24 protein-coding genes and 1 pseudogene are annotated in these 23,376 nt (G+C 70.4%); 14 read left to right on the top strand and 11 right to left on the bottom strand.

What is annotated here, in order from left to right; all coding sequences use genetic code 11:
• Positions 1-286 precede the first annotated feature (286 nt).
• Together OH804_RS05495 and OH804_RS05490 are read left to right on the top strand one after the other, a co-directional pair.
• Positions 287-970: a response regulator transcription factor gene (locus tag OH804_RS05495; protein ID WP_406063256.1), complete on the top strand. Its 684-nt coding sequence runs from the start codon at positions 287-289 to the stop codon at positions 968-970.
• A complete protein-coding gene (locus OH804_RS05490) occupies positions 967-2,418 on the top strand; it encodes an ATP-binding protein (protein WP_406063254.1) in 1,452 nt (483 codons plus the stop codon). Before OH804_RS05495 ends, OH804_RS05490 begins: the two co-directional genes overlap by 4 nt.
• 163 nt (positions 2,419-2,581) lie before the next feature.
• Here the strand turns inward: OH804_RS05490 and OH804_RS05485 are convergent, their stop codons facing one another.
• Together OH804_RS05485 and OH804_RS05480 are read right to left on the bottom strand one after the other, a co-directional pair.
• Positions 2,582-4,717, bottom strand: a complete 2,136-nt coding sequence (locus OH804_RS05485; RefSeq protein WP_406063252.1) for an MMPL family transporter — start codon at positions 4,715-4,717, stop codon at positions 2,582-2,584.
• 82 nt (positions 4,718-4,799) lie between these two features.
• On the bottom strand, positions 4,800-4,916 hold the full coding sequence (locus OH804_RS05480; protein ID WP_406066440.1) for a hypothetical protein: 117 nt from the start codon (positions 4,914-4,916) through the stop codon (positions 4,800-4,802).
• Positions 4,917-5,140: 224 nt separating this feature from the next.
• Between OH804_RS05480 and OH804_RS05475 the strand changes: the two genes are divergently transcribed.
• On the top strand, positions 5,141-5,479 hold the full coding sequence (locus tag OH804_RS05475; protein ID WP_406066438.1) for a hypothetical protein: 339 nt from the start codon (positions 5,141-5,143) through the stop codon (positions 5,477-5,479).
• 164 nt (positions 5,480-5,643) lie between these two features.
• Here OH804_RS05475 and OH804_RS05470 read toward each other — a convergent pair whose 3' ends face one another.
• From OH804_RS05470 to OH804_RS05455, 4 genes are all read right to left on the bottom strand, one after another.
• Complete coding sequence (locus OH804_RS05470; RefSeq protein WP_406063250.1) at positions 5,644-6,915, bottom strand: MFS transporter; 1,272 nt, start codon at positions 6,913-6,915, stop codon at positions 5,644-5,646.
• On the bottom strand, positions 6,915-8,330 hold the full coding sequence (locus OH804_RS05465; RefSeq protein ID WP_406063248.1) for an FAD-dependent oxidoreductase: 1,416 nt from the start codon (positions 8,328-8,330) through the stop codon (positions 6,915-6,917). Before OH804_RS05465 ends, OH804_RS05470 begins: the two co-directional genes overlap by 1 nt.
• Before the next feature lie 77 nt (positions 8,331-8,407).
• Positions 8,408-8,905: a GNAT family N-acetyltransferase gene (locus OH804_RS05460; RefSeq protein WP_406063246.1), complete on the bottom strand. Its 498-nt coding sequence runs from the start codon at positions 8,903-8,905 to the stop codon at positions 8,408-8,410.
• Positions 8,905-9,255 (bottom strand): ArsR/SmtB family transcription factor, encoded by a 351-nt coding sequence (locus OH804_RS05455; protein WP_406063244.1) that lies wholly within the window; start codon positions 9,253-9,255, stop codon positions 8,905-8,907. Before OH804_RS05455 ends, OH804_RS05460 begins: the two co-directional genes overlap by 1 nt.
• A gap of 265 nt (positions 9,256-9,520) precedes the next feature.
• Here OH804_RS05455 and OH804_RS05450 point away from each other — a divergent pair, with 265 nt between their 5' ends.
• Positions 9,521-9,898 (top strand): metalloregulator ArsR/SmtB family transcription factor, encoded by a 378-nt coding sequence (locus OH804_RS05450; RefSeq protein ID WP_196924150.1) that lies wholly within the window; start codon positions 9,521-9,523, stop codon positions 9,896-9,898.
• Here the strand turns inward: OH804_RS05450 and OH804_RS05445 are convergent.
• Complete coding sequence (locus OH804_RS05445) at positions 9,870-10,979, bottom strand: flavin-containing monooxygenase (RefSeq protein WP_406063241.1); 1,110 nt, start codon at positions 10,977-10,979, stop codon at positions 9,870-9,872. The genes OH804_RS05450 and OH804_RS05445 overlap by 29 nt on opposite strands.
• A 62-nt stretch (positions 10,980-11,041) precedes the next feature.
• On the opposite strand from OH804_RS05445, the gene OH804_RS05440 reads away from it, so the two are divergent.
• The 6 genes from OH804_RS05440 to OH804_RS05415 all read left to right on the top strand — a co-directional run bounded on the left by OH804_RS05440 (position 11,042) and on the right by OH804_RS05415 (position 14,327).
• The gene (locus tag OH804_RS05440; protein ID WP_196924151.1) at positions 11,042-11,371 is read left to right on the top strand and encodes a helix-turn-helix transcriptional regulator; all 330 of its coding nucleotides are present in this window, start codon (positions 11,042-11,044) and stop codon (positions 11,369-11,371) included.
• Between the two features lie 212 nt (positions 11,372-11,583).
• Positions 11,584-12,285, top strand: a complete 702-nt coding sequence (locus tag OH804_RS05435; RefSeq protein WP_196924152.1) for a helix-turn-helix domain-containing protein — start codon at positions 11,584-11,586, stop codon at positions 12,283-12,285.
• The gene (locus OH804_RS05430; protein ID WP_196924153.1) at positions 12,278-12,940 is read left to right on the top strand and encodes an arsenate reductase ArsC; all 663 of its coding nucleotides are present in this window, start codon (positions 12,278-12,280) and stop codon (positions 12,938-12,940) included. Before OH804_RS05435 ends, OH804_RS05430 begins: the two co-directional genes overlap by 8 nt.
• Before the next feature lie 60 nt (positions 12,941-13,000).
• Positions 13,001-13,747, top strand: a complete 747-nt coding sequence (locus OH804_RS05425; RefSeq protein WP_196924154.1) for an MIP/aquaporin family protein — start codon at positions 13,001-13,003, stop codon at positions 13,745-13,747.
• On the top strand, positions 13,744-13,920 hold the full coding sequence (locus OH804_RS05420; RefSeq protein WP_196924155.1) for a hypothetical protein: 177 nt from the start codon (positions 13,744-13,746) through the stop codon (positions 13,918-13,920). The genes OH804_RS05425 and OH804_RS05420 overlap by 4 nt, the downstream gene beginning before the upstream one ends.
• A complete protein-coding gene (locus tag OH804_RS05415) occupies positions 13,920-14,327 on the top strand; it encodes an arsenate reductase ArsC (RefSeq protein WP_406063238.1) in 408 nt (135 codons plus the stop codon). Before OH804_RS05420 ends, OH804_RS05415 begins: the two co-directional genes overlap by 1 nt.
• 220 nt (positions 14,328-14,547) lie before the next feature.
• On the opposite strand, the gene OH804_RS05410 is transcribed toward OH804_RS05415, so the two are convergent.
• Positions 14,548-16,140, bottom strand: a complete 1,593-nt coding sequence (locus OH804_RS05410) for an FAD-dependent monooxygenase (RefSeq protein WP_406063236.1) — start codon at positions 16,138-16,140, stop codon at positions 14,548-14,550.
• A gap of 251 nt (positions 16,141-16,391) precedes the next feature.
• Between OH804_RS05410 and OH804_RS05405 the strand changes: the two are divergent.
• A pseudogene (locus OH804_RS05405) lies at positions 16,392-16,763 on the top strand (sulfotransferase domain-containing protein); the annotation flags it as partial.
• 51 nt (positions 16,764-16,814) lie between these two features.
• Positions 16,815-18,206: an MFS transporter gene (locus OH804_RS05400; protein WP_196924159.1), complete on the top strand. Its 1,392-nt coding sequence runs from the start codon at positions 16,815-16,817 to the stop codon at positions 18,204-18,206.
• 14 nt (positions 18,207-18,220) lie between these two features.
• Here OH804_RS05400 and OH804_RS05395 read toward each other — a convergent pair whose 3' ends face one another.
• The gene (locus OH804_RS05395; RefSeq protein WP_196924160.1) at positions 18,221-19,255 is read right to left on the bottom strand and encodes an NAD(P)-dependent oxidoreductase; all 1,035 of its coding nucleotides are present in this window, start codon (positions 19,253-19,255) and stop codon (positions 18,221-18,223) included.
• Positions 19,256-19,443: 188 nt separating this feature from the next.
• Here OH804_RS05395 and OH804_RS05390 point away from each other — a divergent pair, with 188 nt between their 5' ends.
• Positions 19,444-20,421, top strand: coding sequence for a LuxR C-terminal-related transcriptional regulator (locus OH804_RS05390; RefSeq protein WP_196924161.1), 978 nt, complete (start codon positions 19,444-19,446; stop codon positions 20,419-20,421).
• A gap of 513 nt (positions 20,422-20,934) precedes the next feature.
• Entirely contained in the window at positions 20,935-21,900 is a 966-nt protein-coding gene (locus tag OH804_RS05385) for an ABC transporter substrate-binding protein (protein ID WP_196924163.1), read from the top strand.
• Positions 21,901-21,917: 17 nt separating this feature from the next.
• On the opposite strand, the gene OH804_RS05380 is transcribed toward OH804_RS05385, so the two are convergent.
• Complete coding sequence (locus tag OH804_RS05380) at positions 21,918-22,229, bottom strand: pyridoxamine 5'-phosphate oxidase family protein (RefSeq protein ID WP_196924164.1); 312 nt, start codon at positions 22,227-22,229, stop codon at positions 21,918-21,920.
• A 240-nt stretch (positions 22,230-22,469) separates the two neighbouring features.
• Positions 22,470-23,180: an SDR family oxidoreductase gene (locus OH804_RS05375; RefSeq protein WP_196924165.1), complete on the bottom strand. Its 711-nt coding sequence runs from the start codon at positions 23,178-23,180 to the stop codon at positions 22,470-22,472.
• Positions 23,181-23,376 lie beyond the last annotated feature (196 nt).

The raw sequence follows: 23,376 nt of genomic DNA, 5'->3' as shown, positions 1-23,376 counted from the left end.
TTGGCGTTCGGAGCGGATGCGAGCGCGCTCGCGGCGTTGTGCGGCGAGGACGTCTGGGTGTCGGGCGTTGGCGTCGCGCCACCGCAGGTAGGCGTGGATCGCCCTGGTCGAGGACGGATGGTTGGGCCGGTTCGACCGTTGCCGTCCCGTCAGTGGTCAAGCCTGAGCTCAGGCATCCGTAAGGGCACGGCCCGCGGGCACCACAGAGGCGACGGTTCTAATCCTGGCTTCAGGTTGATCGGGGAGGATGAGCGGCAAAGCATCGACTGGAAGGGGGCGGGCCGGCGTGCGGATCATGATCGCCGATGACGAGGCGGCCATCCGTGAGTCGCTGGAGCGGGTTCTCCAGGTCGAGGGTTACGGCACTAGCACCGCCGCCAACGGTCTCGCCGTGCTCGACGGGATCGGTGGCGCGGCGCCGGATCTGCTGATCCTCGACGTGATGATGCCCCGCCTCGGCGGGTTGGAGACCTGCCGGCGGTTGCGGGCCGCGGGTCGGGATCTGCCGGTGCTGATGCTGACCGCCCGTGACCAGGTCTCCGACCGGGTCGCGGGGCTCGACGCGGGCGCTGACGACTACCTGCCCAAGCCGTTCGCCACCGAGGAGTTGCTGGCCCGGGTGCGCGCCCTGCTGCGCCGGCGCACGCCGGCCGACGGGGAGTCGCAGATCCTGTCGTTCGCCGACGTCCGGGTCGATCCCGACAGGTTCGAGGCGTGGCGTGGCGGGCGGCCGCTGCGCTTGACCCGGACCGAGTTCTCCCTGCTGGAGGTTCTCGTGCGCAACGCGACCCGGGTGTTGACCCGCGACGCGCTGTTCGAGGCGATCTGGGGCTTCGACATGAGCGCCACCGCCAACAACCTCCAGGTGTACGTGAGCTACCTGCGCCGCAAGATGGAGGCCGAGGGTGAGCCGCGATTGATCTACACGCTGCGCGGCCTGGGATACACGTTGCGGGAGACTCCTCCGTGAGCAGGCCCGCCGGCCGGGAACCGCGTCGGCTGACCCGATGGTGGCGCCGGCGGTCCCTGCGGACCAGGCTGACGGTGATCGCGGCGACGGCCATCGCGGTCAGCGTGTTCGTGGCCTTCCAGGTGGCCAGCGAGCTAATGGACTGGGAGCTGCGGGACACCGCCGAGGATCAGCTGCGCGCCGACTCCCGCGTCCTGGCGGCGGACGCGGAGCACGCCGGTGTGGCGCAGGTCCAGCTACCGCCGTATCCCGGGTCCGGTCGGCTGGTACGGGTCATCCTGCCCGACGGCTCGACCCGGACGCCGGTCGGCCAACCCGCGCTGCCTCCGGTCAGCGGGCACGCGTGGCGCGTGGCACAGGGCGCGTCGGCCGCCCTGATGGAGTCGAACGACAGCGACGACGACGGCTACCGCATTTACACGCTGCGGGCGGGCGACGGCGCGGTCCAGGTGGCCCGCGTCGCCGACGACAGCCCGATCAACCGATTCGGGTTCGGGATGTTGCTGATCGGGCTGCTCTGCGTGGTTGGCGGCGCCCTTGTCGGGCGGACCGTGGCGCGGGCCGGGCTGGCACCGATCGACCGGCTGACTGCCGCAGCGGTACGTGTCGCGCACACCCGGGTTCTCGACGCCGACATCCCGGACGAGGGCGGTGGGGAGATCCGGAGGCTGATCCAGTCGATCAACGAGATGCTCGCCGCGCTCCGGGACTCCCGGCAGGCCCAACGGCTGCTCGCCGAGGACGCCGCCCACGAGCTCAAGACCCCGCTCACCAGCCTGCGCCTCAACGTCGAGCTGCTGATCCGGCTCGATCGGCGCGGCACCCTGGACAGCGCACTGTCGGCGGAGAGCCGGACCCGGCTGCTCAACGATCTCGGCGCCCAGGTGGCCGAGTTGAGCACCCTTGCCGCCGAGCTGACCGAGGTGGCGCGCGGCGACGTCAGCGACGAGAGCACCGAGCTGCTCAACCTCGCCGACGTGGTGGTGGCCGCCGCAACCCGGGCGCGTTCCCGCGTGCCTGACATCGAGGTCGCGCTCGACGTGACCTCCGTGTGGATGAGCGGGCGTCCCGCTGCGCTCCAGCGGGCGGTGCTCAACCTCATCGACAACGCCGGCAAGTGGTCCCCCGCTGACCAGCCGGTCCAGGTCCGGCTTCGTGCCGAGGGCGCGTCGGCGGTGCTCGAGGTCGACGACGCCGGGCCGGGCATCGACGCAGTCGACGTGCCGCGGGTGTTCGACCGGTTCTACCGTGCCGACAGCGCCCGGGCGCTGCCGGGATCAGGTCTGGGGCTGTCGATCGTGCAGCGGGTCGTCGACGCCCACGCCGGCCGCGTCACCGTCGCCCGGTCCGCACGCGGTGGCGCGCTGCTGCGGATCATCCTTCCGGCCGCCGCCCCGCCCGCTCGGATCACGCGGCTCACCGAGGGGTTGGGCACGGTGGCGCGCTGACCCGCTGCGGCACGGCGCCGGGACCGCCACGGCGCGCGGTGCCAGGACCCGCCGCAGCGGGCGGCGCAGGACAAGGGCGGCGGACGCGGTGACGACCGCCGGGCCATGACAAAGATCCGGGACGGGCAAGAGCCCGTCCCGGATCTCGACTGTGCCGCCGCGCTCACCGTTGCGGCGCGGGCCCCTCCACGAGCGGCCGTTGATCGTCCGGCAGCTCCACCGGTCGGGACAACCGGCTCGGCCACCACATCCGCCGGCCGATCAGCAGGGTGAGGGCGGGCACCAGGACCGACCGCACCAGCAGGGCGTCGAGCAGCACGCCGAAGGCGACCAGGAACCCGACCTCGATCAGCATCACCAGCGGAAGTGTGGCGAGGACCGCGAACGTGGCCGCCAGGACCAGGCCTGCCGAGGTGATGACGCCACCGGTGGCCGACAGGGCCTTCAGCATGCCCTCTCGGGTGCCGAGGCGCACGGTCTCCTCCCGGGCCCGGCTGGCCAGGAAGATGTTGTAGTCGACGCCGAGCGCCACCAGGAACAGGAATGCCAGCAGCGGCACCGAATAGTCGATACCTTTGAACCCGAGGATCGTGTCGAAGACGAACACGCTGCCGCCGAAGGCCGCCGCGAACGAGACGATCACAGTCGCCATCAGGACCAGCGGGGCCACGATCGCGCGGAGCAGCAGCCCGAGGACGATCAGGACGACGGCGAGCACCAGCGGGATCACCCGCTTCTCGTCGCGGGTGGTGGTGACCTCGGTGTCGAGGTTCTCCGCGCTCGGCCCGCCGACGATCGCCTCCGCCCCGTTCACCGCGTGCACAGCGGTGCGCACCCGCTTGATCGTGTCGTACTCCGCGGCGGTGTCCGGCGCGTCGGTCGGGAACACGGAGATGTCGGCCCAGCCTCCGACGGTCTGGCCCGGGACGGCCTCTGCCACGCCGGGAGTGCGCTTGACGACGTCGACCACCCGCTCCTGGTACGCCGGCCGCGTATAGATCGTCATCGGCTGGCCGCCGAGCTCCGGGAAGTGCTGGCGGAGGACGGTGAAGCCGGTGACGGACTCCGGCGCGGACAGGAACTGGTCCTGCTCCCGCAGGGCGCCGGTGTTGCCCATCAGCCCGATGGCGAGCACGCCGAGGACTCCGAGCGAGCCGAGCGTGGCGACCCACCGTCGGCGGCTGATGCCGGTGCCGAGCCGTCCCCACAACCCCGGCTTGTCCTGCACGGCCCTGCTGAACCGCGGGATGGCCGGCCAGAAGATTCGCCTGCCGAGCACCACGAGCATCGCCGGGAACAGCGTCAGCATGGCCACCAGCGCGCACAGGATGCCGGCCGCGCCGATCGGGCCCAACCCGCTGGTGCTGTTCAGGTCGGCGACGAGCAGGCAGAGCAGGCCGGCGACCACGGTGGCCGCGGACGCGACGATGGCCGGCGCCGCGCCGCGTAGCGCGTGGACCATCGCGACCCGGACGTTCTCGTGGTGGTGCAGTGTCTCCCGGTACCGGGCGATGAGCAACAGCGCGTAGTCCGTGCCGACGCCGAACACCAGGATCGTCAGCAGCGCCGAGTTCTGGTCATTGACCACGATGCCGAAGCCCTTGACGAGCAGGTAGACGGTCGCCATCGCGGTCAGTGCGGCCGCGCCCACAGCCATGAGCGGGATGAACCACAACACCGGGCTGCGGTAGGTGAGGATAAGCAGGACCGTGACGACGGCGACCGTGGTGAGGAAGACCTGCAGGTCGATGCCGTCGAAGACAGCGTCCATGTCGCCGTCGATCGCGGCCGGGCCGGTCACGTCGAGTTCCAGGCCTGTGGGGCGGTCCTTCACGGCGTCACGCAACGGGCCGACGATGGCCTCCGGTGCGCCGTAGGTCGTGCTCACGTCGAGGGTGAACATCATCGCCTTGCCGTCGGTGGAGAGTCTTGTCGCCGGGCCCTCGTCGTCCTCGCCGGCCGCCGCCTTCGGCGGGTACCGCTCGGCAAGGGTGTTGTAGTGGCGCTCGACCGTCGCGCGGTCGGCGTCGGTCATGCCGCCGGCGCGGTGGTACACGAAGACGAACGTGTTGTCCTCACCGCCGGGGAGGCTGTCCTCCAGCACCGCCACCTTGGTGGACTCGGCGCTGGCCGGCAGGGTGTCCACAGCTCTGTCGGTGGTTACCGAGCTCAACTTCCCGCTCAACGGCACCATGACCGCCGCCAGCGCCAGCCACAAGCCGATCACCAGCCACGGCACCCACCGGCCTGCCAAGCGACCGGGCGGCGCTTCCCTGGGCGGCGCTGCGTTGACTGACATCAATAGCCTCCTGACGGGTTGCATCGCTTGTCTGAGGCCAACTTCGTACCGAGCGAATCTGAGACGACCGTTAATGCGCCGATCAGGCCGGGTGGCCGAACCGGGTGCCGAGCGCACGCACCAGCGCGGAGGTGTCCAGGTCCAGATCCAGATCCTGCGCGGTGGGCAAGGCCCAGGCGACGCAGCCGTCGGGCCGGATCAGCTACGCGTCGACGTCCACACGGTCCGCGCGGGCGGTAACGGTGTTGACTCGTCCGTCCACGCGGCTGCGCCGTCGCGGACCTCCGCGCGGTCGGCGAGGCCCAGCAGAAGCACCACAGAACCGCGGAGCACTCCGCGGGAAACAGGACGCTGCACTCACTCTGATCCGCAGAACGAGAAGCCGCGGGTGGGGGCAGGTTCCGCTATCCGTCGGCCAAGGGACTGCTGACCACGGAACAGCTGTGGGAGCTTCCGCTGACCGCCAGGTCCGGCTTCAGCCTCGATGATGTGGCCAAGGCGGTCAACGCCGAGCTCAAGGCCGTCGACACTGAGTCGTTCGTGGCCACCGAGGCCAATCCGGCCAAGGCAACCTTGGAGACCAAGCTGGAGGTCGTCAAGCACGTCATCGCCGTCCGCCTCATGGAGGACCAGGCGGCGAAGGCGGCGGCGGCCAAGAAGCTGGAGAAGGAGAAGCTGCTGGCGGTCCTGGGCCGCAAGCAGGACGCGGTCTTGGAAAACCTGACCGAGGCAGACCTACTGGCCCGAATCAACAACCTGTAGCCCGCCGACAATCAGCGTTTGCCAGCGGGCCCGCACATCGCCGAGGAGTACGGTCGCAATGCGAGACCTGTGCGGCCAGGCCGGCACCCACGGCCACTTCTCGGCGAACACATCGGTACAACAGCGACCGCCCCGCTATATGGGCGAAGGCTGCGGCGATCGCCTCAGGTCTGGACGGTGAAAGGCCGTGGCACGGCGGTTTTTGCTCGGGTGGTCATGCCGATGGCGGCGAGCGCGCAGCAGGTGGCGGCGGCGGCGAGCAGCGGCGTGTATCCGCCAGTGGTGTGCAGGAGGGCGGCGGCTGCCAGGGGCGCGGTGGCTTTGGCGATGGTGACGGGTGCGGCGAGGCGTCCGGCGACGCTGGCGTAGGCGGTGGTGCCGTAGCGGTCGGCGAGCAGGGCTGGGGTGGCGAGGCTGGTGATGCCGAAGCCGAGCCCGAAGCCGACGACGGTGACGACAGCGCCGGTGCGGGTGTCGGCGAGCAGGGGCATGGTGAGGATGGCGGCGGCTTGGGTGGCGAAGACGGCGGCCACGATCGTGGTGACGCGTAGGTGTCGGCGGGCGGCGGTGAGGACGAGCCGGCCGGTGACCGACAGGACGCCGAGCAGGCCGGTGACGGTGGCGGCGAAGGTGGCGGGGTGGCCGCGGCTGATCAGGTAGCCGACGAGGTGGACGGTCATGGTGCTGGTGGCCGCGCCCTGCGCGATGAACGTTGCGGTCAGGATCCAGAATCGGGCGTCGCGCATCGCGGTCTTGACGATCGTGCGCCGCTGGGCGTGGGCCGGCGGACTGGGGTCAGCAGGTGTCGGCGCCGCTGATGGTGTGCGGGGTCGGCGGATGGTGAGTGCGTGCAGGGGCACGGTGAGCAGCCCATGGATGACGGCGAGGACGAGCAGCGCGCCGCGCCAGCCGAGGTGCGCGGCCAGCAGACCGGTCAGGGGCATGAAGATGGTGCTGGCGAAGCCGGCCACGATGGTGACGGCCAGCAGGGCTGTGGCGCGCCGGTCGGGGGTGAACCAGGCGATGATGACGGCAAAGGCTGGCTCGTAGAGCACCATCGCGCCGGTGATTCCGATGCCGATCATGACGGCGTAGAGCTGACCGATGGTCTGCACCTGGGACCAGGCCACGAGCAGGGCGGTTGCGGCGATCGACCCGATGGTCATCAGCGCGCGTCCGCCGTGGTGGTCGAGCCACCTGCCGACCGGGATGGCCATGAGGGCACCCGCGAGGACGGAGACGGTGAGCGCGCCGGTGACGGCGGTGGTGGAGGCGTCGAGGGTCGCGGCCATGGGGCGCAGCAGCACCGGGTAGGCGTAGTAGAGGGTGCCGTAGCCGACGGTGGAGGTGATGGCCAGGGCGGCGACGATTCGCCAACCGTGGGCGTGGTGCCCGCCGACTGTGGGGTCGGCAGGCACCGTCGCGGTGGTGGGCATCAGCTGCAGCAGCCGCCGGCCTGAGCGCCGCCGGGGGCGGCGTCGAGGGTGACCAGGTTCAACGGTGTGGACAGCAGCCCGCCGGAGATGCCGGTGGCGAGTCCGCGCGCTGCGGGTTCGGCGGCGGGTGCCGGGCCGCAGCAACTGTCGCCGGTGGCGGTGTCGGCGGGGTTGCTGTTGCAGACGCCGGTTTCGGGCAGGTCGAGTTGGACGTCGCGGGCGGCGGCCCAGTCGCCGGCGAGGGCGGCGACGACGGAGCGGACCTGCTCGTAGCCGGTGGCCATGAGGAACGTCGGGGCCCGGCCGTAGGCCTTCATACCGACGGCATAGTAGCCGACCTCAGGGTGGGTGAGTTCGTTCACGCCGTGCGGCGGCACGGTGCCGCAGGAGTGCTCGTTCGGGTCGATCAGCGGCGCGAGGGCGCGGGTGGCGCCCATGATCGGGTCGAGGTCCAGGCGCAGCTCGGCGGCGATCGAGTGGTCGGGGCGGAAGCCGGTGGCGGCGACGATCCGGTCCACGGTGACCGATTCCTCGCTGCCGTCGGCGTGGCGCACCACCACACTGACCCGGCCGTCGGTCGGGGTGAGGGCGTGCACCGAGAAGCCGGTGAGCAGCCGGATCCGGCCGGCGTCGACGTGCGCGCGCAGCCGTGAGCCCAGGGCGCCGCGGGCGGGCAGCGCGTCGGCGTCTCCGCCGCCGTAGGTGCGCGACGGTGAGGCGGTCCGGATCGCCCAGGTCACCTCGGTGCCCGGCGCGGACTCGGCCAGTTCGGCCAGGGACAGCAGCGTGTTCGCGGCGGAGTGCCCGGCCCCGACGACGAGGGTGTGCCGGCCGGCGAAGCGGTCCCGGGCCGCGCCGAGAACATCGGGCAACGCGTGCTCCAGGAACGCCGCGACAGTGCTCTCACCGCGGGCCGGCAAGCCGGACGCACCCAGGACGTTCGGGGTACCCCAGGTGCCGGACGCGTCGATCACCGCACGGGCGAGCAGTTCATCGCCGTCGGCGAGACGGATCAGGAACGGGGTGGACTCACGGCCAGCGGTACGCAGCCGGTCCAGGCCCAGGCGGCTGATCGCCTCGACCCGGGCGCCGTAGCGCAGGTGCGGCTTGAGCTGCGGCAGCTGCGCGAGGGGCCGGAGGTAGTCGCCGACCAGCTCCGCACCGGTCGGCAACGCCTCCAGGTCAGGGGCGACCCAACCCGCCTCGTCGAGAATCCGGCGGGCGGCCGGGTCGATGTTGTAGCGCCATGGGGAGAACACCCGCACGTGGCCCCACTGGCGGACCACGGCGCCGGGGGTGTCGCCGGCTTCGAGGACGGTGAAAGCGATGCCCCGCTCGTGCAGGTGCGCGGCGGCGGCCAGGCCGACCGGGCCGGCGCCGATGACCACGACGGGTAGGCCGTTCATAGTGCTCATCGAGCAAACTCCTCTGTGTTGATAACTGTCGAATCAAATACGTAAACGGAACCCACTGGTGCGGGGGCTGGGGCTGGTCAGGTGACGACGGGACTGCGCCGCTCGAGCAGCACGACGTCGCGCCAGCGGCCGTGATGGCGACCGACCCGCTCGCGCACGCCGATGACCCGGAAGCCGGCCCGCTCGTGCAGGGTGAGGCTGGCGGCGTTGTCGGGGAACACTCCGGACTGGATGGTCCAGATACCAGCGGCTTCGGTGGAGGCGATCAGCGTGTCCAGCAGCAGCCGGGCGACGCCGCGGCCCTGCGCGGCGGGGTCGACGTAGACGGAGTGCTCCACCACACCGGCGTAGACCGCACGGGCCGAGGTGGGTGCGACTGCGATCCAACCAAGCACCGTGTCATCCGGGTTGACGGCAACGAAGCGGTGCTCGGGCAGTTTCGCCGCGTCGAACACCGACCAGGTCGGTGCGGTCGTCTCGAAGCTGGCGTTGCCGGCGTCGAGTCCCGACTGGTAGATGGCCAGTACCCGCTCGGCGTCGTCGTCCCGCAGGGGGCGCACGGTGATGTCGGGCATCAGCAGGCTCCGTTCGGACTGGGAGCGGGCCGACCCATGACCACGTCCGCGGCGGAGGGGAAGCAGTCGACGCAGGCGTCGTTGATCCGGTAGTGCCGGGCACTGCCGACCGGCTCGACGAGGACGAATCGCACCTCGGTGAGGATCTTCAGGTGCTGCGAGACGGTGGACTGCGCCAGGCCGATCGCGGTGACGATCTCCCCCACGCTCATCGCCTGAGCCTGGCGGGCAAGGTACTCGACGATCTGCACCCGGGTTGGGTCGGCCAGCGCCCGGAACCACGACGCGTATGTCTGCGCTGTCGTCCGATCGAGTAGCTCGGTCACCCCCACCACCCCTTCATCGTTCATCGCCGATAGACGATGAAGCCTACCAACCGCAGGCGGCGATTATCGGCCGAAGGTCGCGTGGGCGGTCCGTGCCGCGTCGAAGCGGCGCTGGGCACGCTGCTCAGCGGTGCTGACCTCGGCACAGGAGTCGCAGAATCGGACACCGATGGTGGATGCCCTCTGTCGGCGGGTGAGCCTGAACATGATCTCCTCCATTCCCCTACTGTCTTGACGTCTGTCAAAACAGACAGTTGCACATTGATTAGAGGGATGTCAACCTAGAGAAATGTCGAAGCAAGCTGCGTCTCTCACCCTCGCCGACGTGACCGCCGAGGCGTTCTGCTGCCAGCCTCTGGCGCAGCACCGTGTGCCGGCCGAGACCGCCGCGGTGCTCGCGCCGGCGTTCAAGGCCCTCGGTGACCCGGTCCGCCTGCAGCTGATGTCGATGATCGCCTCCGCTGACAACGGCGAGGCGTGTGTGTGTGACCTCACCCCCGCCTTCAACCTCAGCGGCCCGACCATCTCGCATCACCTCAAGAGCCTGCGTGAGGCCGGCCTCGTGGACTCCGAGCGGCGCGGCACGTGGGTGTACTACCGAGCCCGACCGGCGGTGCTGCGCCAACTCGCGGCGCTGCTCACCGTCGAACCGGTGACCGCTTCGTAGACTGCCGGCGGCGCCGCGATCCGCCGGACTCGTCGCCAGCCAGGGCGGCGACGACGTGGGACGCGTCGCGCCCGACGCCGCGCAGGGTATTCGACGAGAACGACCGCTGGAACTCCAACCCGAGGTAGACCAGTCCCAGGTGGGTCGTGGAGACACCCCCCACATGGCGGGGCATCCCGTCATCCAGGGCTCCAAGCGGGGCGAGGTAGTCGAGGTTCGGGCGGTAGCCGGTCGCGAAGAGCACCGCGTCGACCGGCTCGTGCGTACCGTCGGCCCAGATGACGCCGTCGGCGGTGAAGGCGGTGAACATCTCCCGGCGGGTCAGCAGGCCGGCTGTGGTCGCGTCGCGGTAAACGCCGGTGTCGAGCACGGCCGCGTGGCGAATCAGGCGGGCGAGTATCGCCCTGGGCAGCAGGTCCGCGCCCGTGACGCGGAGCCAGTGGTGCAGGTCCCGGCCGCGGATGCGCTGCGGCAGGAACTGGATCGGCGCCCGGGTGGCCAGGGTGACCCTCGCGTGTGGCGCGAGTTCGTAGGCGACCTGGACGGCGGAGTTCCCCGCGCCCACGACGAGGACCCGCTTGCCGGCATACGGCACGGGCCGCCGATAGTGCGCGACGTGCCGCACCTCGCCAGCGTAGGCGTCCTGGCCGGGCAGCACCGGCAGGTACGGATTGCCGAAGGAGCCGCTCGCGGCGACGATGCCCGCCGCGGCGATCTCGTCGCCGTTGTCGGTGTGGACGAGGTAGCCACCGCTCGGGCGCGGGTGCACAGCGGTGACCCGGGCGCCGGTGCGGATCTCGGCGTCGATGCTCCCGGCGTAGCGGCGCAGATAGGCGACGACTTCATCGCGGGCCGGGTAGCGGTCGGGGTCTCCCCCGTCGAACGCCACGCCGGGCAGGGAGCTGTATCGGGCCGGGGAGAACAGGGTGAGGCTGTCGTAGTAGTCGGGCCAGGACCCCACCGGTGCGGCGCCTGCTTCCAGGACGACGGGGCGCAGGCCAGCGGAGAGGGCGGCGCGGGCGGCGGCGAGACCGGACTGGCCGCCACCGACGATGACGACCGGCTCTGAGGAGGTGATCACTCAATGATCATATCGTCGTTTTGTTGAATGACAATATGATGGTGATGCGGGAAGGTGTGACCATGGATCAGCCAGAGCCGGCAGCGGTCGCGCCCGGCGTCGGACCGACCGGACTGGCGCCGGACACGCAGGAGTTCCTCAAGGCGTTGGGCAGCCCGACGCGACAGCGGATCATGATGCTGTTCTCCCGAGGCGCTGAGCTGTCCGTCGGGGAAGTCGCTGAGCAGGCCGGCATCAGCCAGGCGACGGCGTCGCAGCAGCTGACCCTGTTGCGCCGGGGTCGGATCGTGACCTCGCGGCGCGCGGGGAAGACGGTGTACTACCGCGCCGACCGCGACGGCGCTGTCGCGGCGCTGGCCGAGCTGCAGTCGTACCTCATGACCTGCTGCTGACCGCAGCCTCACGGCCGAGCCGAGACGCCAACCCCTCTCGTCCGCGCCCATCACCCCGGCGGGAATCACCTGGAAGAACAGCCACTTCAGGCCCAGGAGAAGCAGCCTCTCGGCCCAACCTCAGCTCGCCGCGTGCACCCATAGCGCTCCACACCGACCGCTGACTCGTCGTCGCTTGACAACATCGCGATTGCTCAGTGATAGTTGAGTCAATGGCTATTGAGTTTGCTTCCCTGCAGGCGCGCGCCCGGGTCCACGCCGCGCTCGGCGATCCTGCGCGCCTGGCGGTCGTCGACGCGCTCACCCTGGGCGACGCCTCTCCCGGCGAGATCGCCCACGACCTTCAGATGCCGACGAATCTGGTCGCCCACCACGTCAAGGTCCTCAGCGAAGCCGGTTTGCTCGTCCGAGGCCGGTCCGAGGGAGACCGCCGTCGCACCTACCTGCGCCTGCGACCCGAGGCCCTGGCCACGCTGACGCCAGCGCCACTGACCGGCGTGGGTCGGGTGGTCTTCGTCTGCACCCACAACTCGGCCCGCTCGCAGCTCGCCGCCGCCCTTTGGTCCGACCGCACCCACACCTCGGCGGCGTCCGCCGGAACGAAGCCCGCAGAGCGGATTCATCCGCGCGCGGTCGCCGTGGCTCACCGCCATGGGCTGCAGTTGGACGTGGCCGGCACGGCGCACGTCACGGACATTGTGCGCGATGACGACCTGCTCATCGCCGTCTGCGACAACGCCCACGAGGAACTCAACGGCCCGGTCCGGCCCCGGCTGCACTGGTCGGTGCCCGACCCGGTTCGCGTCGACACCGACGCCGCGTTCGAGGCCGCGTTCGCCGACCTCGCCGCCCGCATCGACCGCGTCGCCCCCGTCATCACCCCCGCCACGAGTTCGGGAGACCGCCATGACTGACACCAGCGCGTACCTGCGCGAAGACCTCTCCATCGACCAGCAGCTCGCTCTGCGCACCGCCGCCGCCCGCCTCGCCGCCGAGTTCGACGGCACCTACGGCACCGAGACTGTGGAGCGGTTTCTGCACGCCAGCTACGACCAGTTCGCCACTGTCGGGAGTGTCCCCAACTACCTGCCCCTGCTGGCCGAGCGCTTCGCCCGCCAGCGCCTGCAGGCTCTTGCCCGCGTCGAGGGGCACCACCACGACGGCCTCCCGGTGGCGCTGTTCCTGTGCACCCACAACGCCGGTCGCTCTCAGATGGCGCTCGGCTTCTTCACCCATCTCGCCCGCGCCAAAGCCGTCGCCTGGTCCGGCGGTAGCGAACCAGGAATCGAGGTCAACCCGGCGGCGGTCGCCGCGATGGCCGAGCGCGGCATCGACATCTCCGACGAGTTTCCCAAGCCCTGGACCGACGAGGTCGTCCGCGCCGCCGACGTGGTGGTCACGATGGGCTGCGGCGACGCCTGCCCCGTCTTCCCCGGCACTCGCTACGAAAACTGGGACCTCGACGACCCGGCCGGCCTCGACCTGGCCGACGTCCGACCCATCCGCGACGAAATAGAACGCCGCGTCCGCCGCCTGCTCGACGACCTCAACGTCCCCGCGAACCGGTAATCACCGCACCCCGCCCACACCCTGCTCCGGGACGTCACTGCAATGGAAGAGAACAGACTGATGACCATCGCACTCCGGCGGCGCCTGCTGGCCGAGTTCACCGGCACCGCACTGCTGGTCACCGCCGTGGTCGGCTCCGGCATCATGGCCACCACCCTCTCCCCCGACGATGTCGGGCTCCAGTTGCTGGAGAACTCGATCGCCACCGCGTTCGCCCTGGGCGCCCTGATCCTGATCTTCGGCCCGGTCTCCGGCGCGCACTTCAACCCGGTCGTCTCCGCCGCGGACTGGTTCCTCGGCCGCCGCGCCGGCACCGGCCTCACCAGCCGTGATCTCGCCGGTTACGTCCCCGCCCAGATCCTCGGGGCAATCGGCGGGTCGATCCTCGCGAACCTCATGTTCGACCTGACCGCCGTTGACTTCGCCGGCAAGGACCGCGCGGCCGGACACCTGTGGCTCGGTGAGGTCGTCGCGACCACTGGGCTGATCCTGCTGATCTTCGCCCTCGCCCGCTCCGGTCGCGCGCCGGTCGCCCCCGCCGCCGTCGGCGCCTACATCGGCGCGGCGTACTGGTTCACCTCGTCCACCTCGTTCGCAAACCCGGCCGTGACAATCGGGCGGGCGTTCACCGACACCTTCGCCGGCATCGCCCCCGCCTCCGTACCCGGCTTCGTCATCGCCCAGATCGTCGGCCTCGCCATCGGCATCTGCCTCCTGGCCGCCCTTTACCCCGACGCCGGGAAGGCCGCCGACCAGGTTGTCGTCCCGACCAGCGAGCGCGATCCAGCGCTCGACCCTCGCACGTGAACACCGTGCCGCAGAACGACGAGGCACACCGGGGCCTGGTCAATCCACCCTGGCCCGCCGGCCGCTACCAGCTACTCGACCGCAACAGCGACCCCGCCGGCACCTCGCCGGGTTTCCTGACCAGGCGCTGCTCCACCGGCCCCACGACCCATTACTGCAAGGAAGGCTCCTGATGCCCGACAAGCCCAGCGTCCTGTTCGTCTGCGTGCACAACGCCGGTCGCTCCCAGATGGCCGCCGGCTGGCTGCGCCACCTCGCCGGCGACACCGTCGAGGTCCGCTCCGCCGGCTCCGCCCCCGCAGAAACCGTCAACCCGGCTGCCGTGCAGGCCATGCACGAGGTCGGCATCGACATCACCGACCAGAGCCCGAAGCTCCTCGAGTACGCCACCGCCGAGTCGTCGGACGTCATCGTGACCATGGGCTGCGGTGACGCCTGCCCTGTCTTCCCCGGGAAGCGCTACGAGGACTGGAAGCTCGACGATCCGGCCGGCAAGGGCGTCGAGTCCGTCCGCCCCATCCGCGACGAGATCCGCAGCCGCGTGGAGAAGCTCCTCGCCGAACTCATCCCTGCTGCCTGACCCGTCGAATCGCTGCCCGCCGTCGGCGCCTTGGCCTCGAGTAGCAGCACTGGGAAGCCACAGCACCCCGCCCTCAGGAAACCGCTTCCGGCAGTACCGCCCGGACAGACGGGGTATCGGCCGGCGGGGCGCGACGCTCGTCAACCGGCTGCCCCTTGGCCTCGGCTGCCGCACCGTCGCTGCTCCAGCGCAGTACGCCCGATGACAGCAGCGGGCGGGGTTAGGAGCCGAGCCAGCGGTCCAGGTAGGCGAACAGCCCGGTCAGGTCGGTGCCACCAGCCCGGTAGCCGATGTGTCCGTCGGGACGGACCAGTAACACGCCATTAGCGCCGGGGCCGAACCCCAACCGTCGCAAGGCCTGAGTATCGGACGTGGCGGCCGCTGCGGTGGCGTCGGGTTCGGCCAACCGGTGCACGGTGAGTTGCTCCCCAGCCAGCCTCACGGTGTCGCCGGCAGGCCAGGCAGCGGATAGTCCACACAGCAGCAGGTGCCATCCGGGCGTGGAGGTGAGCCGATGCAACGTGCTGGCGTCTCCGGTGCCGGGCAGCGGGGCGTCGGGCAGCCGGTCCCCAGGGCGTGGACCGGTCCTCGATGGGCGCGGCCCTTCCACCGACAGCGGGCTGTTCCGGTAGCTGATGCCCAGCTGCGACACCGTCCGGAAGGCGGAGGCCCGCACGAACCGCGACGCGAGCACGACCGGGATGAGGGCGGGGGCGATCCGGGTCCTAGCGAACCGGACTGCCGGATTGGTGGACGTCGCGACAATGAACGCCCGGTCGCTGAAGCGCAGCACCATCCGGCCAACAGGCGCCCGTTCGATCTCGTAGGTATCCAACAGGGCCGAGGTGGCGTTGCCCCGCAGGGCCTGGACGAGTTTCCAGCCGAGGTTAACGGCGTCCTGGATGCCGGTGTTCATGCCCTGCGCGCCGGCGGGGCTGTGGATGTGCGCGGCGTCGCCAGCCAGGAACACCGACCCGGCCCGGTAGTGGGTGGCGGCGCGGTGGTGCAGCCGGAAATTGGTCATCCAGACAGGATCACGCAGTCGCACCGTCGCATCGGTGTAGGTGTCGGCGAGTGCCTGCACCTCGTGCAGGGTGACCGGGGCGTCTGGTGAGGCCACCTCGGCGGGTGGCCGCATGACCAGCAGCCGCCAGGTCCTCGGATGGCCGAGTGGGAAGAAGAACAGCATTCCCCGCTCGGACAAGAAGACATGCGCCGTCCCCGTGTCGAGGCCGTCGGCCTCCAGGTCAGCTAGGACGAACGTCTGCGGATACGCAGCGCCCTCGAAGCCGATGCCGGCGAGGTGCCGCACGGCGCTGTGTGCGCCGTCGCAACCCACCACGTACCGGGCCGCCACCCGCTCCGCCCGGCCGTCTCCGTGCCGCAGCGTCGCCACCGCACCGTCGGCGGCACGGTCCAGCCCCACCAGCTCGACACCCCGTTCGATGTCAAGCCCCACCGCCGCGAGGTGCTCACCTAGGATCCGCTCGGTCTCCGCCTGCGACAGGAACAGCAGATACGGATACGCGGTGCCGGACAGACCCAAATCGAATAGCGGCACGGTACGCGCCCGCCCCCGTGCGTGCAGACACAGCCGCACGGCGCGGTTCCCGACGGCGACCATCTCGTCAGTCACCCCGAGACTGGCGAGCACCTCCAGGGTGCGGGGCTGAATCGCCAGGGCACGGGACTCCCGCACCCGGTCGAGAGATCGATCCACCACCCGGACCCGCACACCCAAGGCGGCCAACTGCCCGGCCATGGCCAGTCCGGTTGGCCCCGCCCCGACCACCAAAACCTCGACGGCGCTCACCGGACCTCGACCCGGCGCGAGCCGACGACCCCGACCGGTGTCTCCAACAGGCCGGCTGAAGTCTCGAACGCAAACATGTCCACGATGTCGATCACCCAGATCCCTCGGCGCGACGCGCGACTGACCCGCCTCGACCCCACGCTAACCCCGTATCGCCAACTGCATAGGCCGGTCACCGGCGCGACGCGACGACTGGGGTTAGCGGTTAAGGCACTGCCGCCGTTTCTACCAGTCGCCGCTCCTACCAGGCCTGGGAAGAACGGGCCCAAGGGTACGACCATGCCACGGTACTGCGTTTCGAGGACCTCAAGCAGCGCCCGGTGGAGGTACTCGAGCCGGCGCTGCGCGAGCTTCCGGTGGACGTCACCGCGGACACCCTCCGCGCCGCCGCGGAGGCCAGCAGCTTCGAGCGGATGCGGGCGCACGAGGACGCCGTGCTGGCGCAGGACGCCGCAGGGGAGCAGCAACCGCGGATGATCCGCAAGGGCGCGGTGTCGGGCTGGACATCCTGGATGACACCGGGCCTGGCCGGGTACTTCTCCGATCCCGAGCTCGGTGCGGTGGCCCGGCAGTACGGATACGACCTGCCGGCGCCCACTGGACAGGCGCAATCGGCCGGATAGCCGAGCCGGGGATGAGGGCGAGGACGGTCATACGGCGAGCACGGAGGACTGATGGAATCGCAGACGATGGCGCCCGCGGCGCGGCCGGTGAGGCATGGCTGGCCCACCGCTCTGGTGCTTGCCGGCGCTATGTTCCTGGTGCTGTTCGACAGCCTCGCCGTCGCCACGGCGCTGCCGGACATCGGCGCGGAGTTCAGAGTCCCGCCCGCGCAGCTGCAGTGGGTGGTGACCCTCTACTCGCTGACCATCGGTGGCTTCCTCGTCCTCGGCGGCCGCGTCTGCGACGTCTGGGGCCGGCGCCGGGTGATCGTCGCCAGTCTCGCGCTGACCGGGACCGGGCTGCTGCTCTCCGGGGTGGCGGGCACGCTGGCGCTCCTGCTGGTGGGCCGGGTGATGCAGGGCCTCGGGGCGGCGTTCGCCATTCCCGCGGCGCTGGCGTCGGCTGCCACCCTCTTTCCTGATGAGCCGTGGCGCAGCCGGGTGTTCTCCGTGGTGGCGGCCGCGGCGAACACGGCCGGCATGGCCGGGGCGGTCCTCGGCGGCGTGATCACTTCGTACCTCGGCTGGCGGTGGGTGTTCATCGTCGTTGTCCCGGCTGCGGCGCTCGCCGTGGTGGCTGGGCTGTTGTTGCTGCCGGCCGACGAGCCGTCCGGCAGCCGGCAGGAGCGGCTCGACGTCACCGGGGCGGCGTTGGTCACCGGTGGGCTGCTCGCCGTGATCTACGGAGCCACCCGGATCGGTGAGCACGGGCCAGGACTGGCGACGGTGTCGCCGGTCCTGGCTGGCGTGCTGATGCTGAACGCGCTGGTGTGGTGGGAGCGGCGGGTTCGCAACCCGATCATCAAGCCGTCGGTGGTGCGGTCCCGCCGGCTGGTGGCCAGCTGCCTGGCATTCGGTGCGCATTCGGCGGCGTACGCCGCGGTCGTGGTCGTGGGCAGCCTGCAGTTGCAGGACGTGTACTCGTTGTCCGCGGCGCAGGCCGGCATCGCGCTGGCTCCGGTGCTGCTCGGCGCCGTGATCAGTGCCGCTCCGGCCGGCCGGCTGGTACGGCGTTACGGCTCCCGCCGCGTCGTGGCGCTGGCTCTCCTGCTGTGTTCGATCACGTTGGCCCTGGTGGCGTTCGGCACCGCCGGGTCCCTGACCGTGCTGGTGGTGTACCTGGTCCTCTGGGGACTGAGCGCGGGCCCCATCTACGTGGGGCTGACCCGAGAGTGCATCGGCGACGCCGCGCCGGAGGATCGCGGGCTCGCCTCCGCGCTGTTCGAGTCGACCACGCACGTCGGCGGTGCGATCTCGGTCGCCGTCTACCTCACCATGATCGGTGCCGGCTCCGGATACAGCTCCACGCAGTTCATCGGGGCCGTGGTCGTCGGTGCGTCGGTCCTCACGACTCTGCTCATCATGCCCGGTGCTCCGGCGCGGGACCCGGAGCACCGGGCATGAGGGCGGGGTGCTGGTCAGGCCCGACCGGAACTGGCGGCGAGGCGCTGCTCCGCGCGGAAGATGGTGTCCACGCCGGGCAACTCGGGCCGGTCGCCCAGCGCGTCGGCGAGGTTCCGGACGCCGTCCAGCAGGGGTATGCGAGGACGGTAGCCAAGCCCACCCAGCTTGGTGATGTCGGCAACCATGCGGTACGTGTCCTCAGTGACCGTTCCGTCGCTGACCAGCCGGGCGGGTTCGCCGGTCACGGTCTCGATGACGTGGGCGAGCTCCCGCAGAGACGTCTCGGTGCCGGAGCCGATGTTGTAGACCTCCCCACTGCGGCCCCGCACCGCGAGTAGGAGCAGGCCTTGGACCAGGTCCTCGACGTGGCAGAAGTCGCGGGTCTTGCGGTCCGGGTCACCGGCGGCGTGGATCGGCCGGCCCCGCAGGTGCCAGCGCAGGAACTGGGACACCTCGCCGCCGGCGATCTGCGGCTTCTCCCCCGGGCCGTACAGCGTAAAGGCCCGGCCGATGGTGGCCTCGAGGCCGAAGGCGTGGCAGAAGCCGATCACCGCGTGTTCGCCGGCCAGTTTCGACGACGCGTACGGCAGAAAGGGGGCAACGGGGTGCGTCTCCGGCAAGGGAGCCACCTGCGGGACGCCGTACACCATCGCCGAGGAGAGGTAGACGAGCCGGGCGACGCCCGATTTCGTCAGCGCTTCACAGAGATTGAAAGTCGCCACCGCGTTGGTCTCGAAGTCGAAGCGGGGCCGCTCGACCGAGACCGTTCCGCTGGCGTTCCCGGCCAGATGGATGACCAGGTCGGCATCGGCGACGGCGGCCTCGACGGCCTGGGCGTCGCGCAGGTCCACATGGCGGGTCTGGGTGCGGCGCGGATGCGGTACGGGCGGGGGTGCCACGTCAAGGGCGACCACATCCCCGTGCCGCGCGGCCAGGGCCGAAACCAGATGACGGCCGACGAATCCGGATCCTCCGGTGACCGCTACCCGGGAGTACCGCTCGAGTTCCGCGGTGATCTCGTCGTCGGGCGGTTCCTGCGCACTCGTCATGGACGCTCCCCTTCCGAAAGTATCGACGTACGTCGAATTTTGCTCACCGGTCCGGTTTCCGGGCCGGCTTCGGTCAAACGCCGATCGGCTGGCATGCCGATGCCGCCACCCCTTTTGGCACCCACCTGCAGCGGGTCACCGGCACGGGCTCGCGGACCCGGCCGACAACATCGACGATCGGGGTATCGATGCTCGAAGCACTGGGACTGACGACGATCGACCAGGAGGCGTACGAAACCTGGCTGCGGAACCCGTCATGGACAGCGGCGCAGGTCGCCCGGCACCTCGGTGAGAAAGAGGACGCCGTACTCGCCAGCCGGGCGGCGCTGATCCGGGAGGGTCTGCTGGTCGACGATCCTCGGCGCCTCGGGCAGCTCGCGCCGGTCGTGCCCGACGTCGTGCTCGCCCAGCGGCTCGCCGACATCGAGGCCGCCGCGGCCCGTCAGCGTGCGAACGCCATGCGAGCGCGCGTACACCTCTCCGCGATGATGGCGGCGCAGCTGACCGGTGACGGCGGCGGCCCGGGGCAGCGCATCCGCAGCTGGCCGCTGCGCCAGGCCAAGCTTGACGAGCTGGTCCGCGGCGCCAGCCGTGAGATCGTCGCCCTGCAGAGCCACCGCCCCGCCGTGCACGGGCTCACCGGCGCCTCTGCCGACCTGGACCGCTGTGCGCTGCGCCGAGGCGTGGCGATCCGGGCGCTCTATCCCCACGGCCGGCTGGTGCATCAGGACGACCTGGCGTACGTGGGCGAGTTGGTCAGCGAGGGCGGTCAGGTTCGGACGGCAGCCGATGTGGCTGCCACGGCGATCGTCGTCGACCGGGTCACCGCCGTGCTCACGACCGGCCACGAAGGCCGTCTCGAGACCGTCATCGTCATCGACCCCGCCGTCTCCGAAACGCTGGCGGCCCTCTTCGAGTCCTGCTGGGCACACTCCCAGCGGCTCGGCGGCCCGGACCATACGGCGTCGGCCGGTGGTGGGCTCAGCGACAGTGACCGCAGGCTGCTGCAACTGCTGGCGCTCGGTGTCACCGACGAGTCGGCGGCGCGCAGTATGGGGATCTCGGTGCGGACCGTCCGGCGCCATGTCTCCCTGCTGCTCGACAGGCTCGGCGCTGCCAGCCGATTCCAGGCCGGTGTCCAGGCGGCACAGCGGGGCTGGCTGTAGCGCCGGGTAGCCGGGCAGGAACCGGTCATCGCGGGGATTGTCCGGCCGTGGCCACCGCGGGGTCGGTTTGCCGCCCTCCGCGCCGGGCACGGTCCGGCAGAAATGGCCACCGAAGGGCAACGATGTGGTTGCTGTCGTGGTCCCCGCCCAGGCTGTCACAGGAGGTAGGACAACGATGTTGCGTCATCGCGCCGGGATCTACGCCCTGGCGGTGCTGCTGGCCGCGGCCGCCGGATGCAGCGAACAAGAACCGGACGGCAGCGCGAAGACCGGCCCGCCGGAGACCGTCACCATCCTCGGTGCGACCTCCGATCACAAGAAGTACATGCAGAGACACTTTGACCAGTGGGCCAAGACGAGCGGCATCCACGTCACATACGTGACCTCCAGCGACTTCGAGAACGAGGCCCCCGAACGCCTACGCTCGGCCGACCCGCCCGACCTGCTGCTGCTGCCCAGCCCGCACTGCTGTCGCAGTTCGCCGAGAAGGGCGACGTCAAGGATCTGGAGGAGATGGGCCTCTTCGACCGCGACGAGCTCGGCCGCCGGATGCGCCCGGGACTCATCGACAACGGGGTGATCGGCGGGAACCTCCACGGCGTGCTGCTCTCGCTCAACCTCAAGGGCCTGGTCTGGTACCCGCCCCAGGCGTTCCGTAAGGCGGCGTACCAGGCGCCGGCCACCTGGGAGCAGATGCTGGCCCTCACTGCGCGCATCCGCGACGAGCAGAAGGCGGCGCCCTGGTGCATCGGCATCGCCGACGGTGGGGCGACCGGGTGGATGACCACGGACTGGATCGAGGACCTGGTCCTGCGGACCGCCGGACCGGAGGTCTACGACCGCTGGGTGGCCGGCGAGCTGCCGTTCACCGCGCCCGAGATCAAGCGGGCGTTCACGATGTTCGAGCAGGTCGCTCTCGCCGACGGCAACGCGCTCGGCGGACGCGGCCACATCGTGTCGACCACCTTTCCCGAGGCGCTCAAGCCGATGTTCCAGTCCCCGCCCGGATGCTGGCTGAACAAGCAGAGCAGCTTCATCGTGGGCTCCTTTCCGGAGGGCACGAAGGCCGGCAGCGACTACGACGTCTTCCCGTTCCCGGCCCCGGCCGGCTCCGGCGCGGCCGACGGCAGCCGGGCGGTCATCGGCGGCGACATCCTGGCGCTGGTCCAGGACCGGCCGGCGGTGCGGGAGACCGCCCGGCTGATGACGACTGCCGACTGGTTCCGTCAGTCGCGGGCGCACGAGGGCGGCACCCTCTCGGCCTTCACCGACGTGAGCCCGGGCGATTACGCGCATCCGGTCGACGCGACCCATGCGCAGATCCTGAACCGTGTGCGGACCTTCCGGTTCGACGGCTCGGACTCCATGCCGCCCGCGGTCGGCGCCGGATCCTTCTGGCGCGAGACCACCGCGTGGATCGCCGGCCGGCAGGATCTCGACACGACCCTGCGCGCCATCGACGCGAGCTGGCCACGCTGACCGGCCGGGCGGTGCCGTCAACGGCGCAGCTTGCGGTGATCCCAGGAGACGACCCGGTCGACGCGGACCCGCAGGCCGATTTGCTTCGCGACGCCGTCCAGGGCGGCGCGCGTGGCGGCAGCCGGGTCATCGACCGGGATCCGCTCGTACTTCATCCGCAGGCGCATCACGACGTCGGCGATCCACAACGGATCGGTGATCAGCTCCATCGTCCCGGTCAGCTGGACCGCCCGCAGCTTGGAGTAGTCGTCGCCGTCCTCGGCCAGGCACACCACGCGGGGATCGCGGCGTAGGTTGGCCACCTTCTGGGAGGTGGCGTAGGTCAACATCCGGATCTCGCCGCGGGAGCGCCAGCGCTGACGCCTTCGGGTCCACCAAAGTGTTCATTCCCGGCGGGAACGCACGGGGGGCAGTCGTCAGACAACGCTGGGAGGATCCGCACCGGCGGCTGTCGGCGCTGTTGCCGGCTCACGGGATTGACGTGCCCCGCCAACCGGTCGGGTTTGGGTAAGGTCCGTCGAATGATCTTCAGGAACGCCTGCGGCTGGCGGGGCTTGCCGTGAGGATGGTCAGCCGAAGAGGGCGGCGGGGATGTCGGCGTAGAAGAGGGCGGGATCGCGGGAGAGCGAGGCCTTGACGTTGGCGGTGGGACTGTCGGCGATGACTTCCAGCTTGCCCGCTTCCAAGCCGTCCAGTGCCATGGTGACCACCTCGTGGGGTGGGAGTTTAGGGATGTCGTAGGCGGCCATCATGTCGGTGTCGGCTATGGCCAGGGCCAAGGCGGTGACCTGGGTTTTCTGGTCGGCCAGCTCGAGCCTGATGCCGTTGGTGAGAGACCACTCCGCAGCCTTGGAGGCGGCGTAGCCGTTGCTGGCGGGGGCGAAGGCGTACCAGCTCAGGGCTGAGATGACGTTGAGAATGGCGCCCCCGGCAAGCCTGGGGGCGAAGGCGCGGGTGACGTTGAGGGTGCCCCAGAAGTTGGTGTCGAATTCGCGGCGGACGTTTTCCGTAGAGGGCCCGAGCAGGGGCGCGTTTGTGGAGATGCCAGCATTGTTGATGAGAACATCAAGGTCGCCCACCTCGGCCGCCGCGGCGTCGACGGATGTCGGGTCGGTGATGTCCAGCTGGAGGGCGACGACGCCAGGGATGTTGATGCGGTCAGGGCGGCGGGCGGTGGCGTAGACGGTGGTGGCGCCGCGGGCGAGGAGAGCCTCGGCAAAGGCCTTGCCGAGCCCACGGTTGGCGCCTGTTACGAGGGCTTTCTTGCCGTTGATCTGCATGCCGCCAGGCTAAAACCTAACGTTGGCGTTAGAGGCAAGTATTGCGAAGTAAGTCACTGTGCGGATCGAGGGTCCGGCGACCCAGACGCGGGTCAGTGTTCGCGCGCGTGCTGGCCGGGACACCGGGGGCGAGGCCGGGGCGCGGACGCTGGCCCGCGAGATCGCCCGCAACGCCGGGGCGATCGGCGCCACCGCC

The sequence above is a fragment of the Micromonospora sp. NBC_00860 genome (assembly GCF_045207375.1).
Taxonomy (GTDB): Bacteria; Actinomycetota; Actinomycetes; order Mycobacteriales; family Micromonosporaceae; genus Micromonospora; species Micromonospora vinacea.
This window is presented reverse-complemented; position numbering and strand designations above follow the sequence as displayed.